Origin of the sequence: Tsukamurella soli, from assembly GCF_039541155.1 — a bacterium.
In the GTDB taxonomy this organism is placed as follows: Bacteria; Actinomycetota; Actinomycetes; order Mycobacteriales; family Mycobacteriaceae; genus Tsukamurella; species Tsukamurella soli.
This window is the reverse complement of record NZ_BAABFR010000029.1, coordinates 39,476-54,838: the sequence shown is the minus strand read 5'-3', so window position 1 is coordinate 54,838 and position 15,363 is coordinate 39,476. Positions and strand designations below refer to the sequence as shown.

The window sequence follows — 15,363 nt, the reverse complement described above, 5'->3', positions numbered from 1 at the left end:
CAACGGCAGACTCGAGCACCTGCGCGGCTCCGCCCTCGGGTTCCGCAACCTCACCCACTACATCGCACGATCACTGCTGGAAGCCGGCGGCTTCCGACCGCGACTACACCCCGGATTGTGAAGAGCCCGTTTATCCACTGGTGGGCGGCACGGCGATGTCGATGGTTCATGCGCTCCTGCACCCGTACCAGAAGTGCCGGCGGCAGGTGGTGTAGCGCACGACTGATACGGGGACGCCTTCCGCTGGCCGGTGTCGGAGTTGAGTCGGTTGCGCGGACCGGCGGGGCGGGGCTGCGCTCAGACCGCTACCGGCTCGGCAGGTACCGCATCGCCACCGCGCCCGAGTCGAACTCCCGCCGGTCTACCAGTGTCAGGTCGACGGATCGCGAGAGTCCTGCGAACAGCGTCGGTCCGTGGCCCGCGAGCCGGGGATGGACGATGAACTCGTACTCGTCGATCAAGTCCAGCTCCGCCAAGGCCAGTGGGAGGCGGACGCCGCCCACGTACAGCCCGCTGCCTGGTCCGTCGTCTGGTTGTCGCTTGAGTCGCCGAACGGCATCGGCCAGGTCTCCGCGCACCAGTTCCGCGTTCCAGTCGACCTGCGGCAAGGTGCTCGACACGACGTACTTCTTGGCCGCGTCGATCGTTCGGGCGAAGGGCTCCATCCAGTCCGGTCGAGTTCCGACGGGCGTCGGGGGCCGCCACGCCGACTCCATCATCTGGTAGGTCACCCGGCCGAGGAGAAGAGCGTCGACCTGTTGGAGGATCTCGGTCGCATGATGATGCAGGTCTTCATCCGCCGGGATGGCCCGGTGATCGCAGCATCCGTCCACCGTGATGTTGATGGAGTACCGCAGGGGCCGCACGGCGCAAGGATATCGCCGATGCGCCGCTATCCACCGGCGATGGACCGGACCGGCAGCCGGCCGATGCTGATCAGAAGGGCGGCGGTCCGTCGGCTTCGTGGGGTGGCTTCGTGGAGGGCGGCTGGGGTTGCGGTGGTGGGGGTGGCGAGTCTTGGCCGTTCTGCTCGGCAGCTTCGCATTGCCACACCCAGCGGACGTGGTCCCACTCGTAGTCGTCGAGCGCGTTGGTGTACTCGGCGATGTCGCGGTTGTGGATGCGCTTCTGCTCCTCGTACTCGGCGAGGCGACGCTGTTCCTCGGCCTGCTCCTGTGCTTCGTGCAGGAGGCGGGCGTCCTCGTTGGCCCGATGCCGTCGCCGGCGGATGCGTTCGGCGCGTTGGCTGCGGGGTTTCGACGCCGGGGGCTGTCCGTCGGCGGGGGCGGGGGCGGTCCAGGCGAGGTCGACACCGGTAAACAGGTCCGGGAACATCTCCCGCATGGCGGCGCCGGTGTCGCTGCTGAACACCCTCCCGGTGGGGTCGGTCCAGTCGATCACTCCGGGACAGCCGGGACGGGCGGTGCACGCCCAGTCCCCGAACGTCTTCAGGGCGTGGTGGAACTTGCAGAGCGGCTGTAGGTTCGACGCACTGGTAGGGCCGCCGCCCACCGGGTTCCGGTGGTCGTACGCGATCCGGTGATCCAACTCGCACCCCGCCGCGGGACGGGTGCAGCCGGGAAAGGTGCACGCGGGAAACACGATCCGCACCAACCGCGCCAACGACACCGACGGCCGGTACCCGGCGGACACGGCACCGGATGCCGAAGAGTCGTTCACCGCACCGTGTTTCGTGGCACCGGAGTCCGACTCGACCCATTCCGGTTCGGTCGGAACAAGCTGGGTCGGAACAAGCTGGGTCGGAACAAGCTGGGTCGGAACAAGCTGGGTCGGAACAAGCTGGGTCGGAACAGGCTGGGTCGGAACAGGCTGGGTCGGAACAGGCTGGGTCGGAACAGGCGCGGGATGCTCGGGGCTCTGGACGTCTGTCACCCCATCGTTTGTCACCGTGCTGCCAGCGGCCACCGCCTCGTCGGCCGCCGACGCCTCCGACGCAGCAGGCCCGGCGGGTCCGACGGCTGCGGCGGGTGCCGACGCGCCGGTGTCGTCGGGTGTGGTGGTCCCGTCGGGCACGGTGACCGGCCGCAGGCGCGCATCCGGGCGGGCGGCGAGATCCCGCACATGCCCGGCGGAGATCACCCCGTGCCCCGCCAGATACCCGGGCCGCTGGTCCGTACCGGCCAGGGTCGCAGCGTTGGCGACGACCAGGATCTCCACGATCGTGTCCAACCCGGCCCCGCCACCCCGACGCCGCTCCCGCAACGTGCAGCCGGCGAGCGGGCAGCGGCAGCCCAGGGTGGCGTAGCCCTCCATCACCGCCATCAGCGCGTCCGCCCACAACTGATCCCGAGTCCGCGGATCCTCCGAGCAGACGGTGCCGGCGAGCTTCTCCAACCGTCCGTGCACCTCCCGCGCCTCACTCGCCGTCAGATGCGCGTTCACCCACGCCATACCGTCCAGGTCGGGGGTGAACTCCACCCGCCGGTCCTGCTTCGCCGTCTCGTTCTGCTGCTCCACCCCATCCGGATCGATGTGATGCACCAGCCGGTCACACAGGTCGATCAATTGCCCCTTGGAGAAGATCCGCTCCGGTTCCGCCTCCAACTCGCCCGCGAGCAGCGCATCGAACCGGGCCGCCTGCTCCGTGTCGAGGATCCGGGCACGGTGCAGGATCAGCTCCACCCGGTAGTACGGGATCACCGCCAACCCGGCCAGAGCGAACACTCGCGGCAGGCGTTCGACGAGGGCGACGGCGGTGTCGATCTGCGCCCGCGCTGCGAACGTGGACACCCGCAGCCGGACCGCGATCGCCGCATACATGTCGGCCTCGCGAACAGCCAGTCCCTGCCGTTTCCGCGCTGCCTCCGCCGCCGTGCCCTGCGGCGCGGCCAGGATCTGCTGTTCGATCCGCCCGTACATCTCCTGATACAGCACATACACCGCCACGATCCGGTGCGCCCACCCCGCCGCCTCACCGACCACCCGCGCCCGCAACACATCCCCGGCACCCGTCACATCCCCCGCGGGGGCCAGCGCGGGCACCAGGTGCGGTGCGAGGTGTTCGATCGATATCATGCGACCCACATTACAGTTCGATCAACGCGTTAGTCTGAGAACTATATGAGAATGCATGTTCGATTATCGATGGGTTCGAGGTGTGTGCTGTGCGAGCGCCGGGCCGGCGTCTCGGACCGGTGTCAGGCGTGCGCGGGCGCCGCGACCGGCGGCCCCACGTACCGGGCCGACGGCCGGATGATCTTGCCGTCGCGGGCCTGTTCGAGGATGTTCGCCGTCCAACCGACGGTGCGCGCGACGCAGAACGTCGGCGTGAACATCTCCGGCGCGAGGCCGACGAGGCTCATCACGACCCCCGCGTAGTACTCGACGTTCGCGTACAGGCGGTGGTCGGGTTTGAGCTCCGCGATCGCCGACTCGATCTCCTCCTCGACGGCGCCCGCCCGCGTGACAAGATCCGCCGCTTCCGTTCCCGGCGCCGAACGATATTGCTGTGCAACTGTCTTCAATAGTTCGGAACGGGGATCGTGCGTGCGGTACACGGCGTGCCCGAATCCCATCACCTTCTCGCCCGCCGCGATCTTCGCCCGCACCCACGCACGCGTGTTCGCGGGATCGCCGATCTCGTCGAGCGCCGCCAGGGCACGGCTCGGTGCGCCGCCGTGCAGCGGCCCGAGGAAGGCGCCGACCGCGCCGAGTAGGCACGACGCCATGTCCGACCCCGTCGACGCCACGACTCGGCCGGCGAACGTGGACGCGTTGAAGCCGTGGTCGACGGTGGCGATCAGGTACGTCTGCAGCGCGGCGACATCGTCGGGAGCGGCGGTGCCCGTGCTCATCCGCAGATAGTCGGCGGCGTGCCCGGCCGCCGGATCGGGCGCGAGAACGGGTAACCCCTGCGAGACCCGGTGTGCCGCAGCGAGGATCGTCGGCGCCGCGGCGGCGTACCGCAGTGCGGCCGCACGCCGTTCCTCTTCGTCCAGGTCGTACATGGGACGGTCGGCCAGGCCCATCGCTGCGATCGCCAGCCGCAGCACGTGCAGCGGGTCGATCGATGGGCCGGCGTGCGAACGCACCAGGTCGACGACCGTCCCCGGCACCTCCCGCAGCACGCCGACCCGCCGGGCGAACGCCTCCTCGCCATCGGGCCCGGGCAGTTCCCCGAACAGCATGAGGTGCCACACCGCCTCGAACGACGCGGTCTTCGCCAGCGTCACGGCGTCGTATCGTCGGTAGTGGTAAAACCCCTCAGCCCCGCGCACGTCGCCGAGCGCGGTGTCGGCGACGACGACGTTCTTCAGTCCTCGTGGGACGGTGATCTGTTCGGTCATGCCTCGACTATGGCGCTGTTGATCAACACCGGTCAATCTTGATTGAATCAACATCGTGGATCAGTGGATCACCACGTCGGAGGCGGCGCGCCGCCTCGGCGTCAAGCGCGGCACCCTGTACTCCTACGTCAGCCGGGGCGTGCTCACCTCGGTCCGACGGCCGGGGCAACAGGAGTCGCTGTTCGACCGCACCCAGGTCGACTCGCTCGCGGCGGTCAAGCACGACGGCCGGCGCGCGGGAGAGCGGCTGCTGCGGTTCCGTTCGGTGGCCACCCGGGTCTCGGCAGTCCGGGACGACCGTCTCTATCTGCGTGGGCGCGATATCGAGACCGTCTGCGCAACGATGTCGTTCGGCGAGGCGGCGCGACTCACGCTGCAGTACGACGGTGCCGTGCCGCCCGCGCCGGCGCTCGACGCCGCCCGCATCCGCACCGTGCCGCTCGAGCGACGGATCCCGCTCGCCGTCGCCGAGATCGCCGCCCGCGACCCGTGCCGCGGCGAACGCGCCGAGGTCGAGGCTCGGGTGCTCGCGCTGCTGCCGGCGCTCGCCACGGTCGTACCCGAGGTCCCGCTCGCGCACCCATGGGTCGACCTGCTCGCCACCTGCCTGATCGACAACGGGCTCGCGGCCTCGACCACCGCCGCCCGGGTCGCCGCGAGCGCCCGCGCGGGCGTGTACGACGCGCTGCTGTCCGGGCTCGGGGCGATGGCCGGTCACCTGCACGGCGGGGCGCCCGTGCGCGCCGCGCGGCTGCTCGGCGCGGTTGCGGCGTCTCACGGTGGGGGTGCCGCCGTCGACGCGGCGATCGCGGAGGCGGTATCGGTGGGTGGGCGACTGCACGGCTTCGGCCACCTGATCTACACCGGCGATGATCCGCGCGCCACCGTGGTGCTGGACCGCATCCGCGCCGACGACCCCGGCAGTCCTGCGTTGGAAGCGGTTGCCGCGCTGGTAGATCGAGTGCACCAACCGGTCAACGTCGACCTCGCCGGCGCCGTCGTGGCCGTGGCGCTGGGTTTGCCCGCGCACGCCACCGAGGTCGTGTTCCAGTACGCGCGGATCGTCGGCATGGCCGCGCACGTGGTGGAGGAGTACGACGAGACGCCACTGCGGTGGCGCGCCCGAGGCGAGGGCTGATCGGCGCGGCTGAGGGGGGACCGATGAGGCGCTGGTCCGTCGGTTCCGGTCGGCTGGGCGGTGACCGACGATACGCTGTGCGCGTGACGGAAGTGGCGGTGGTGACGGGGACCTCGTCGGGGATGGGCCTGCACGCGGCGGTGGAGCTGGCGCGCCGCGGCATGACGGTGGTGGCGACGGTGCGTGAGCCCGGTCGCGCCGATCGTCTACTGGCGGAGGCCGAGCGTGCCGGCGTCGCCGTCGACGTCCGGGCACTGGAGGTCACCGACCGCGAGGCGGGCACGGCCCTCGTCGCCGGAGTGCTCGCCGACCACGGCCACATCGACGTGCTGGTCAACAACGCCGGCCGGGGCGCGGTCGGCACCGCCGAGCAGCTCACCATGGCGGAGATCGAGGCGCAGATGGAGCTGAACTACCTTGCGCCCGTGCATCTCACGAAGGCCGTGCTGCCCGCCATGCGCGCGGCCGGGCGGGGTCGGGTGCTCACGGTGACCAGCGTCGGCGGCGCCGTGGGGCAGCCGTTCGCCGACGCGTACTGCGGCGCCAAGTTCGCCGTCGAGGGCTTCATGCAGTCGCTGGCGCCCGTCGCGGAGCGGTTCGGCGTGTGGGTCAGCGTGATCGAGCCGGCGGCCGTCGCCAGCGAGTTCACCACGAACGCCGCCCGGCCGGAGGTGGTCGACGGCGACCCGTACACCCCCTACCTCGTCGGCTACCTGTCCCGCACCGCGGGGGCGTTCGCCGCGGCCCAGCCGGCCTCCCGCGCCGGGGCCGCGATCGCCGACGCCGCGACCTCCGCGGAGTACCGGTTCCGCTGGCAGACGTCGGATGTGGCCCGGCAGTTCGTCTCCGCGTCGTTGGCCGATGTCGACGGTGCCCGAGTGCTCGGCTTCACCCGCTCCTGGATCGACAGCCCGGCATCCGCGGAAGCGGCGGCCCCGGGCCGCCCGGAAGAGCCGGCCCCGGGCGGCGCCGGGTGAGGGTGGGACGTGTCGCCGAGTTCGGCTCGATCCTGCTCGGCTCGCGCTCCGATTCGCCGACCCGCAGGCGGCTGCGGGTGCAGATCCTCATCACCGCCGGGGTCCTGATCGCCAACGCGGTCGGGGTGGGTGCGGTGGTGCTGCTGGGCACCGTCGGGATCCCGAACCCGTCGGTCTTCACACGCAACCTGCTGGTGGTCGACTTCGTATACGTCCCGATCTACATCACGCTGGCCTTCCTCGTCGGCGTGCTGTGGGGGACGATGGTCGTGGTCCGGATGCTGCGCTGGGCCGCAGACGACCGGCCGACGATCACCGCCCGCGACGCGCGGTCGGTCTTCCGTGCGCCGCGGGTGCTCACGTTCCTGGAGGCGGTGCTGTGGGTGGGCGGCGCCGGGCTGTTCATGCTGCTCTACGGGCTGCGCGACCCCGACCTGATCCTCAAGGTCGCCCTCGTATCGCTGTTCAGCGCCGCGGTCGTGTGTGCTGTGTCCTACCTGGTCACCGAGTTCGCCCTGCGCCCGTACGCCGCCCTGGCGCTGGCCGAGTTCCCGACGATGCGGCGCCGCGGGCTGGGGATTCGTGCGATGGTGACGTGGATGCTCGGTTCCGGGGTACCCCTGGCCGGCATGGTCCTGGTCACCGTGTTCGGCGCCGCGAACCCCGAGACCAGCAAGTGGAACCTCGCGATCTCGGTCTCGATCCTGGGCGCCACGGCGCTCTTCACCGGCCTCCTGCTGACCTACATGGGAACCGACCGGGTGGGTGCGCCGCTGCGGTCGGTGATCAACGGGATGGCGCAGGTCCGCACCGGCGAGCGTGGATCCGCCCTCGCCGTGTACGACGGTACCGAACTGGGCGAGTTGCAGGCGGGGTTCAATGCGATGGTCGAGGGTCTGGCCGAGCGCGAACGCCTGCGCGATCTGTTCGGGCGCCATGTGGGGCCGGGCGTGGTGCAGGAGGCGCTCCAGCGCGGCGTCCAGCTGGGCGGCGAGACCCGCACGGCCGGCGTGCTGTTCGTGGACGTCGTCGGGTCGACCGCGCTCGCGATGCGGCTCGCGCCCGAGGACGTGGTCGCCCTGCTCAACAGGTTCTTCGCGGTCGTGGTGGGTGCCGTGAACCGCAACGGCGGACTGATCAACAAGTTCGAGGGTGACGCCGCACTGGCGATCTTCGGTGCGCCGACCGCGCTGGACGACCCGGCCGGCGCGGCGCTCACGGCCGCCGCGGAGATCGCCCGCGAACTCGGACGGGCGGAGATCGGTCTACAGGCCGGGGTGGGCGTGTCCTACGGCGAGGTCGTCGCCGGCAACGTCGGCGCCGAGGACCGATACGAGTACACGGTGATCGGGGACCCGGTCAACGAGGCGGCGCGGCTGACGGAGCTGGCCAAGCGCGACACCTCCCTGCCGCTGGCCTCGGCCCGGGCCGTCGCCGCGGCGTGGCCCGGAGTGGCGAAACAGTGGCGGGCAGCCGACACCGTCGTCCTGCGCGGTCGGCACGAGCCGACGCAGCTGTATGAGCCGCTGCAGCGGAGCCGTGTCCTCGGTGGTCGTGGCTAGGCCCTGATCCAGATCGATTCGGCGGCGATGTCGCCCAGGTCCAGCAGCGCCGCGGGGGTGCTCGCCCCGTCACCGTCGTCGCCCACGCGGACGGCGACGGTGCCGAGGAAGCGGCGCAACTCGACCACCTGCACCCGCGCGTCCGGGGCGATGCCGACCTCCTCGAAGTACCGCAGCATCTCCGGGTCGGCGTCCGAGATGCGGGCGACGGTGCCGGACTCGCCCGCCTCCAGCTCGGTGAGCGGCCGCGCGTCCGGTGCGGCGATCGTGCCGTCGGCCTTGGGGATGGGGTCGCCGTGCGGATCGCGCTCGGGGAACCCGAGGCGCTCGTCGAGCCGCGAGAGGAACCGGTCGGACACGGCGTGCTCGAGCACCTCGGCCTCGTCGTGCACCTCGTCCCAGCCGTACCCGAGCTCGGACACCAGGAAGGTCTCGAGCAGACGGTGCCGGCGCACCATGGTGACCGCAGCGCTGCGACCGGCGTCGGTGAGCGTGACGGCACCGTACTTGGCGTGGTTCACCAGCCCCTGGTCGGCGAGCTTGCGGATCGCCTCGGAGGCGGTCGACGCCGACACCCCCAGGGACTCCGCGAGCGACTTGGTACTCACCTTGGCGGGGGACCATTCCTGCGCGGTCCAGATCCGCTTGAGGTAGTCCTGCGTCACTGCGGACAGCTCCGTCACGGGCGGCGGGGGTTTGCTCACGACACCAGCTTAGGTGGTCCTATAGGCTTGGCCGCGTGCTTCGCTGGCGAGGGCTAGACGACGTTCCCGCGGACTGGGGACGCTGCGTGGTGACGATCGGCGTATTCGACGGGGTACATCGTGGGCACGCCCAGTTGATCGAACGGGCGACCGACGAGGCCGCTGCGCGGGGGGTACCGAGCGTCCTGATGACGTTCGACCCGCATCCCGCGGAGGTGGTCCGGCCAGGCTCGCACCCGCCGCAGCTGACGACCCTCACCCGCCGGGCGGAGCTCGCCGAGGAACTGGGCATCGACGTCTTCTGCGTCATGCCGTTCACCCCGACGCTGGCCGCGCAGCCGGCCGAGGACTTCGTGCACTCGGCCCTGGTCGAGCGGCTGCACGTGGCGTTGGTCGTGGTGGGGGACAACTTCACGTTCGGTTACAAGGCCCTCGGTGACGTCGCGATGCTGCGGACTCTGGGCCGACGGTTCGGTTTCTCGGCCGATATGGTGCCGCTGCTCACCGAGCACACCGTCACCTACTCGTCCACTTACATCCGCTCGTGCGTCGACGCGGGCGACGTCGCGGCGGCGGCCGAGGCGCTGGGTCGGCCCCACCGGGTCGAGGGCGTCGTGGTGCGCGGCGACGGCCGCGGGCGTGAGCTCGGATTCCCGACGGCCAACGTCGCGCCGCCCATGTACGCCGCGATTCCCGCCGACGGTGTCTACGCCGCCCGGTTCACCGTCCTGGGAGTGGGACCGGTGGTGGGTCAGGTGACGCCGGGGGAGAGTTACCCGGCCGCGGTGTCGGTGGGCAGCAACCCCACGTTCTCCGGTCGCACCCGTACCGTCGAGGCCTTCGTCCTGGACACGTCCGCGGACCTGTACGGCCAGCACGTCGCCGTCGACTTCGTGGATCGGATCCGCGGGATGGAACGGTTCGCATCCGTCGACGACCTGATCACGGCCATGGACGGCGACGTGGAGCGGACGCGGCAGATCATCGACGGGGTCTGAGCCGGGTCGCAGGCGATTAGGGTGCGACCAGCCCGGCTGGTAACCTGGATGATCGTGCCTGCTGTGGTTCGCGGCGGCGGCACGGAGTCTTGCAACGCGACACTGGAACAACGACGCTGAAACAAGGAGTCACCCGATGGCGCTGACCGCTGCCGAGAAGAAGACCATCCTCACCGAGTACGGCCTGCACGAGAGCGACACGGGCTCGCCCGAGGCGCAGGTCGCGCTGCTCACCAAGCGCATCACCGACCTCACCGAGCACCTCAAGGAGCACAAGCACGACCACCACAGCCGCCGCGGCCTGCTGCTGCTGGTCGGCCGTCGTCGCCGTCTGCTGAAGTACGTCGCCGAGGTCGATGTGAAGCGCTACCGCTCGCTGATCGAGCGTCTCGGCCTGCGTCGCTGAGTACGCCGCTCCGAGGTCGCTGAGCGCAGCCTCCTACGAGAAGGCCCGTCCCGAGATCGATTCGGGTACGGGTCTTCTCGGTTGTCTGGAGCACGTGGCGTCACGTCTCGAGCAGGCGCTGCGCAGCGTCGGGCACGTAGCGGAAGCCCGCACGCGGGGGGCGCTCGTAGTCGCGGGCCTTCGGCCGCTTGGGGATCGGCACCTCGGGCGGGGTGAGGTGCTCGTACGGGATCAGCGAGAGCAGGTGCGTGATCACGTTGATCCGCGACCGCTTCTTGTCCTCGCTCTCCACCGTGTACCACGGAGCCTCGGGGATATCGGTGTGCACGAACATCTGATCCTTCGCCCGCGAGTAGTCCTCCCACCGGCTGATCGATTCGACGTCCATCGGCGAGAGCTTCCACCGGCGCATCGGATCGGTGGCGCGGGAGCGGAACCGCTTCTCCTGCTCGACATCCGACACCGAGAACCAGTACTTCAGCAGCAGGATCCCGTCCTCTACCAGCAGCCGCTCGAAGATGGGCGCCTGATGCAGGAAGCGGCGGTACTCGTCGGCGGTACAGAATCCCATCACATGCTCGACCCCGGCACGGTTGTACCAGGATCGGTCGAACAGCACGATCTCACCGGCGGCGGGCAGATGCTCGATGTAGCGCTGGAAGTACCACTGCGTCCGCTGCCGCTCGGTCGGCGCCGGCAGGGCGACGATCCGGCAGATGCGGGGGTTGAGGTATTCGGTGATCCGCTTGATCGCCGAGCCCTTGCCGGCGGCGTCGCGGCCCTCGAACAGCACCACCACGCGGGCGCCGGTCTCCCGGACCCACTGCTGCATCGCGACGAGTTCGCTCTGCAGGCGGCGCAGCTCGGCCTCGTACCGGTCGTTGGGCAGCTTCGGTGGCTTGTTTCTCGTCTTCGTCTTCTTGACGATCGTGTCGGTCATCTGCGCGAGGCTACCGATATCCGCGCCCGCGACCAGGCGTTTCGCCGGATCAGGGTGCGGCAGGCCAGAATCGAGGAATGCCCTCACCGCTGTATGTGACCCGCGCGGCGGTCGCCTGGGTCTCTCGTACCCAGCTGTTCCGCACCGTCGGACCCACCGTCGTCCCGCCCCTCGAACACGTCCTCGCGTTCGCCACCGGTGGCCGCGTGCAGCTGAGCGGGCTGCTCGTGCCGTCGCTGGTGCTGCACACGACGGGCGCCAAGAGCGGTGTGGAGCGCGAGAGTCCGCTGATGTACTGTCCCGAGCCGGGCGGCCGGATGCTGGTCACGGGCAGCAACTTCGCGCGCCAGACGCACCCGGCCTGGACCTTCAACCTGCTCGCGCATCCGGACGCCGTGGCGGTGGTGCACGGCAGGCGCGTGCCGGTGCATGCCGAGCTCGTCGACCCCGACGAACGGGAGGCGGTGTGGGCTCGGATCGAGCGCCAGTGGCCCGGTTATCGCGGCTATGAACGGTCCAGCGGCCGGGAGCTGCGGATCTTCCGCCTCACGCCCGTCCGGTAGTGGGATGTCGCCCGTCGTGTGCACTTCTTCCACACGAGCGCCTGTGTGGGAGATGGCTTTCGATGAGGCGCCGGCCGTCTTCGCCGGGAGAGTGCGGACAGGGGTCGGCGATTTCGGTAGGCGGCTGCATCGTCGGTACGCGATGACGCCTCGTCGTCCGGGGTGGGGCGGGTCACGGCGATCCCGCGATCCGCGCCCGAACATCCTTTGCTCAGGCGACTCCGGCCGGCTGCACGACTCCGTTCAGTCGCGCGGCTTCACGAACGGGAACGCGAGGGTGGCGCGGATGTTCACGCCGGCCAGCAGCATCACGATGCGGTCGACCCCCAGGCCGAGGCCGCCGGTGGGCGGCATGGCGTAGGCGAGGGCCTCCAGGAACGACTCGTCGAGCTGCATCGCCTCCAGGTCGCCGGCCGCGGCGGCCAGGGACTGCCGGGTCAGGCGCTCCCGCTGGTCGATGGGGTCGGTGAGCTCGGTGTAGGCGCAGCCGAGCTCGGCGCCGAAGCCCACCAGGTCCCACTGCTCGGTGAGCTGCGGGTCGTGGCGGTGCTTGCGGGCCAGCGGCGAGACCTCGATGGGGAAGTCGCAGTAGAACGTGGGGAAGTGCGTCTGCTTCTCGACCAGAGCCTCGTACAGCTCCATCACCAGCTTGCCGGCCGAGGCCCCGGGTGGCACCGCGAGGTCGAACCGGGCGCACACCGCGGCCACCTCGTCGCGCGGTGTCGACGAGGTCAGCGTGGTCCCCGTCGCCTTCGACACGGCAGCGTGGATCGTCACTACAGGCCACTCGGGCGTGAGGTCGACCTCCTGGAGGACCCCGTCACCGTCGGGCCGCAGCGCGACCGGCCGCCCGTTGACCGCCGTGGCGACGGCGAGGATCACCTCGCGGGTGAGCACCCGCATCGTGTTGTAGTCGCCGTACGCCTCGTACGCCTCGAGCGCCGTGAACTCGGGGTTGTGCGTGGCGTCGGCGCCCTCGTTGCGGAAGTTGCGGTTGATCTCGAAGATGCGGCCCAGGCCGCCTACCGCGAGGCGCTTGAGGTACAGCTCGGGCGCGATCCGTAGGAACAGGTCCATGTCGTAGGCGTTGATGTGCGTCGTGAACGGCCGGGCCGCGGCGCCGCCGTGCACCGCCTGCAGCATCGGTGTCTCGACCTCGGTGAAGCCGCGCCCGGTGAACGCCTGCCGCAGCGCCGCGACACCCGCCGCTCGCCGGTACAGCAGGTCCACCGCCCCGCGGTTGGTGATCAGGTCGAGCGGGCGGTTGCGGATCCGCGCCTCCTCGGCCAGCCGGGCCCGCAGACCCGGCACCGGGCTGAGGCACTTGCCGGCCATCGCCCACGAGTGCAGATGAATCGACAGCTCACCTGTGCGGGACGTCATCACCTCGCCGGTCACCGACACCAGATCGCCGAGATCGGTGCCCGAGCGCCAGGCGGCGCGCGTGTCGGCGGGGGATCCGTCGCGGTCGGCGAGCGCCTGCAGTCGCGCGCCGTCCTCCTCGAGCACCGTGAAGGTGACGCCGCCGTAGTCGCGGATCGCCCGGATCCGCCCGGTCACAGAGACGACGGTGCCGGTGTGCTCGCCGGCCGCGAGCCCTTCGTGGGCGGCCCGCACCTCGGCGAGCGTATGCGTGCGCGGGACGGACGCCGGGTAGCCCGGGATACCGGCCCGCTCCAGGGCGTCGAGCTTGCGGCGCCGCACCCGCTGCTGCTCGGAGAGCCGCACCAGAGGCACGACGGGGGTCAGTAGCCGTTGCTCCTCGGCGATCAGGAGATCGTTGAACTCCGCGTCGCGCGGCTCCTGCCGATCGGGCACCTTGGGGCCGGCGAGGAAGCCCGGGCCCAGCCGCGGCAGGAAGCCTTCGGCCGTGCCTACGGCGATCCCGGCGCGGACCGCGGTGAGCGCCGGGTCGTAGCACATCACCCGCGGCACCCACTCGGGCCGATACTTGTCGTTGGACCGGTACAGCGTCTCGAGCTGGTAGAACTTCGATGCGAAGCTGAGCAGCGCGTCGGTCAGCCGCGTGATCGGCCCGGCGCCCACGCGGTCGGCCTCGAAGAACACGGACCGGAACACCGCGAAGTTCAGCGAGATCCGGCGCACCCCGATCGTGGGGCAGAACTCGGCGAGCCTGGCCACCATGAACTCGTTGAGGCCGTTCTCAGCGGAGCGGTCCCGGCGCATCAGGTCCAGGGACAGGCCGCGGGTGCCCCACGGGACGAATGAGAGGAAGCCGCGGACGGTGCCCGTGCGGTCGTTGGCGGTGATCACCACGCATCGGCCGTCGACGGGGTCGCCCACGCGGTTGAGCGCCATCGAGAAGCCGCGCTCGGTCTCCTCGCCCCGCCAGGCGTCGGCGAGGCGCTCGAGCTCGGCGAGTTCGGCGGGGCTGAGGTCGGCGTGGCGGCGCACCTCGACCGTGTACCCGGCCGCGGTGACGCGGGCGACGGCCTGGCGCACCTGGCGCATGGACCGGCCCTTGAGAGTGAACGTGTCGACGTCGATGATCGCCTCGTCGCCGATGGTCAGCGTGCGGAGACCGGCCTCCTCGTAGACCTTGGCACCGTCGGCCGACGCCGCGAGTACGGCGGGGTAGTGGCTGCCGCGTCGGCAGTCATCGAGCCATACATCGACCGCGGCCGCCCACGACGCGCGGTCGCCGATCGGATCGGCGCTGGCCATCGACACGCTGCCGAGCACGCGATAGGTGACTGCGGCCTTGCCGTCGGGGGAGAACAGCGCGCTCTTGTCGCGGCGGGTCGCGAAGTAGCCGAGCGAGTCGTCCTCGCCGTACTCGAGCAGGAGGCGCCGCACATGCAGCTCCTCGTCCTCCGAGATCATCGGGCCGCCGTGGCTCGCGCGCCAGAACACCATCAGGGCCAGCACCAGCGCCGCCGCGGACAGGACTCCGGACACCGAGTAGATCCAGTGATAGCCGGTGCGCCCGCCCAGTACGAGGTCCGAATCGCGCCCCACGACCACACCGAACGTGCCGCGCAGTGCCCACGCCGTCTTGTCGCCCAATCCCTGGAGGGTGCGCGGGAAGCTCAGCGTCAGCGCGAACGTGACGAGGAAGGACACGACGAAGCCGCCGATGAGGACCCCGACGGCCGCGGTCCGCGAGCCGCGGGCCAGCTTGGCGGGAAAGGATCGACGCGCTGCGATGACGGCGACGAGCACCGCGAGGCTGACGACCACCGCGATCGCGGTGCCCCACACCGACTCGCGTGGAGTCCAGTACACGCCGTGCTGGAGCGGGGTGTCGCTGTCGACGTCGACGTCGACGTCGATCTGTTTCGCGCCGCCCACCACGATCGAGAGGAGGTCGGCCACGTTGCTCAGGACGGTGAGCGCCATGAGCACGACGGCGACGGTGTGCGCGGCTCGCAGGCGACGACGAAGCGCCCCCGCGAGAACCGCTAGGAGGGCCACCACGAACACGCTCGGGGCGGTCGGGATGCCGAGCGTGTTGATGATGTTGTTCAGCACCCCCAGACCGTGGACATCCCGCACGAACACGGACAGCAGCGACACGATCGCGGCGAGCAGCACGGCACGTGCCAGCCACACCGCCGTGACCTCGGAGAACCGGCTGCACCGCCGTCGATTCGACCTCGGCGTATGCGGATCCGGCGCGACGGTTCGGCGGCGCGCGACGGTCAGCGACATGTAGTCCTCCCGGTTGGCAGGAGCCCGATGATAGCCTTGTAACCAGTCTGTTCGACGTTGGTGTTTGCTGTGAGGCAGCCGAGACGATGTGGTCGC

Annotated in this window: 12 protein-coding genes; 6 read left to right on the top strand and 6 right to left on the bottom strand. The window is 70.4% G+C overall.

Going from position 1 to position 15,363, the window contains the following annotated elements; translation table 11 throughout:
* Nucleotides 1–305 precede the first annotated feature (305 nt).
* The 3 genes from ABD908_RS11355 to ABD908_RS11345 all read right to left on the bottom strand — a co-directional run bounded on the left by ABD908_RS11355 (nucleotide 306) and on the right by ABD908_RS11345 (nucleotide 4,307).
* Complete coding sequence (locus ABD908_RS11355; RefSeq protein ID WP_344995305.1) at nucleotides 306–866, bottom strand: dihydrofolate reductase family protein; 561 nt, start codon at nucleotides 864–866, stop codon at nucleotides 306–308.
* A gap of 70 nt (nucleotides 867–936) precedes the next feature.
* The gene (locus ABD908_RS11350) at nucleotides 937–3,036 is read right to left on the bottom strand and encodes an HNH endonuclease signature motif containing protein (RefSeq protein ID WP_344995302.1); all 2,100 of its coding nucleotides are present in this window, start codon (nucleotides 3,034–3,036) and stop codon (nucleotides 937–939) included.
* A gap of 122 nt (nucleotides 3,037–3,158) precedes the next feature.
* A complete protein-coding gene (locus ABD908_RS11345) occupies nucleotides 3,159–4,307 on the bottom strand; it encodes a citrate/2-methylcitrate synthase (protein ID WP_344995299.1) in 1,149 nt (382 codons plus the stop codon).
* 55 nt (nucleotides 4,308–4,362) lie between these two features.
* Between ABD908_RS11345 and ABD908_RS11340 the strand changes: the two genes are divergently transcribed.
* The 3 genes from ABD908_RS11340 (at nucleotide 4,363) to ABD908_RS11330 (ending at nucleotide 7,984) form a co-directional block, all read left to right on the top strand.
* Nucleotides 4,363–5,445, top strand: a complete 1,083-nt coding sequence (locus ABD908_RS11340; RefSeq protein WP_344995296.1) for a citrate synthase — start codon at nucleotides 4,363–4,365, stop codon at nucleotides 5,443–5,445.
* An 83-nt stretch (nucleotides 5,446–5,528) separates the two neighbouring features.
* The gene (locus ABD908_RS11335; protein WP_344995293.1) at nucleotides 5,529–6,422 is read left to right on the top strand and encodes an SDR family NAD(P)-dependent oxidoreductase; all 894 of its coding nucleotides are present in this window, start codon (nucleotides 5,529–5,531) and stop codon (nucleotides 6,420–6,422) included.
* 2 nt (nucleotides 6,423–6,424) lie between these two features.
* The gene (locus ABD908_RS11330; RefSeq protein WP_344995291.1) at nucleotides 6,425–7,984 is read left to right on the top strand and encodes an adenylate/guanylate cyclase domain-containing protein; all 1,560 of its coding nucleotides are present in this window, start codon (nucleotides 6,425–6,427) and stop codon (nucleotides 7,982–7,984) included.
* Here ABD908_RS11330 and ABD908_RS11325 read toward each other — a convergent pair.
* A complete protein-coding gene (locus ABD908_RS11325; protein ID WP_344995289.1) occupies nucleotides 7,981–8,688 on the bottom strand; it encodes a metal-dependent transcriptional regulator in 708 nt (235 codons plus the stop codon). The two genes, ABD908_RS11330 and ABD908_RS11325, sit on opposite strands and share 4 nt — an antisense overlap.
* Before the next feature lie 35 nt (nucleotides 8,689–8,723).
* Between ABD908_RS11325 and ABD908_RS11320 the strand changes: the two genes are divergently transcribed.
* Both ABD908_RS11320 and rpsO read left to right on the top strand, forming a co-directional pair.
* On the top strand, nucleotides 8,724–9,686 hold the full coding sequence (locus ABD908_RS11320) for a bifunctional riboflavin kinase/FAD synthetase (protein ID WP_344995286.1): 963 nt from the start codon (nucleotides 8,724–8,726) through the stop codon (nucleotides 9,684–9,686).
* A 136-nt stretch (nucleotides 9,687–9,822) separates the two neighbouring features.
* A complete protein-coding gene (gene rpsO / locus ABD908_RS11315) occupies nucleotides 9,823–10,092 on the top strand; it encodes a 30S ribosomal protein S15 (RefSeq protein ID WP_344995283.1) in 270 nt (89 codons plus the stop codon).
* Between the two features lie 100 nt (nucleotides 10,093–10,192).
* On the opposite strand, the gene ppk2 is transcribed toward rpsO, so the two are convergent.
* A complete protein-coding gene (gene ppk2, locus ABD908_RS11310; RefSeq protein WP_344995280.1) occupies nucleotides 10,193–11,032 on the bottom strand; it encodes a polyphosphate kinase 2 in 840 nt (279 codons plus the stop codon).
* A gap of 77 nt (nucleotides 11,033–11,109) precedes the next feature.
* Here ppk2 and ABD908_RS11305 point away from each other — a divergent pair, with 77 nt between their 5' ends.
* Complete coding sequence (locus tag ABD908_RS11305; RefSeq protein ID WP_344995277.1) at nucleotides 11,110–11,595, top strand: nitroreductase family deazaflavin-dependent oxidoreductase; 486 nt, start codon at nucleotides 11,110–11,112, stop codon at nucleotides 11,593–11,595.
* 243 nt (nucleotides 11,596–11,838) lie between these two features.
* Here the strand turns inward: ABD908_RS11305 and lysX are convergent, their stop codons facing one another.
* A complete protein-coding gene (gene lysX / locus ABD908_RS11300; RefSeq protein ID WP_344995274.1) occupies nucleotides 11,839–15,267 on the bottom strand; it encodes a bifunctional lysylphosphatidylglycerol synthetase/lysine--tRNA ligase LysX in 3,429 nt (1,142 codons plus the stop codon).
* Between the last annotated feature and the right edge of the window lie 96 nt (nucleotides 15,268–15,363).

Excerpts from the sequence above, each read along its gene's own strand:
- ppk2 (WP_344995280.1), bottom strand. The coding sequence starts at position 11,032 with ATGACCGACACGATCGTCAAGAAGACGAAGACGAGAAACAAGCCACCG.
- lysX (WP_344995274.1), bottom strand. The coding sequence starts at position 15,267 with ATGTCGCTGACCGTCGCGCGCCGCCGAACCGTCGCGCCGGATCCGCAT.
- ABD908_RS11305 (WP_344995277.1), top strand. The coding sequence starts at position 11,110 with ATGCCCTCACCGCTGTATGTGACCCGCGCGGCGGTCGCCTGGGTCTCT.
- ABD908_RS11350 (WP_344995302.1), bottom strand. The coding sequence starts at position 3,036 with ATGATATCGATCGAACACCTCGCACCGCACCTGGTGCCCGCGCTGGCC.
- rpsO (WP_344995283.1), top strand. The coding sequence starts at position 9,823 with ATGGCGCTGACCGCTGCCGAGAAGAAGACCATCCTCACCGAGTACGGC.
- ABD908_RS11345 (WP_344995299.1), bottom strand. The coding sequence starts at position 4,307 with ATGACCGAACAGATCACCGTCCCACGAGGACTGAAGAACGTCGTCGTC.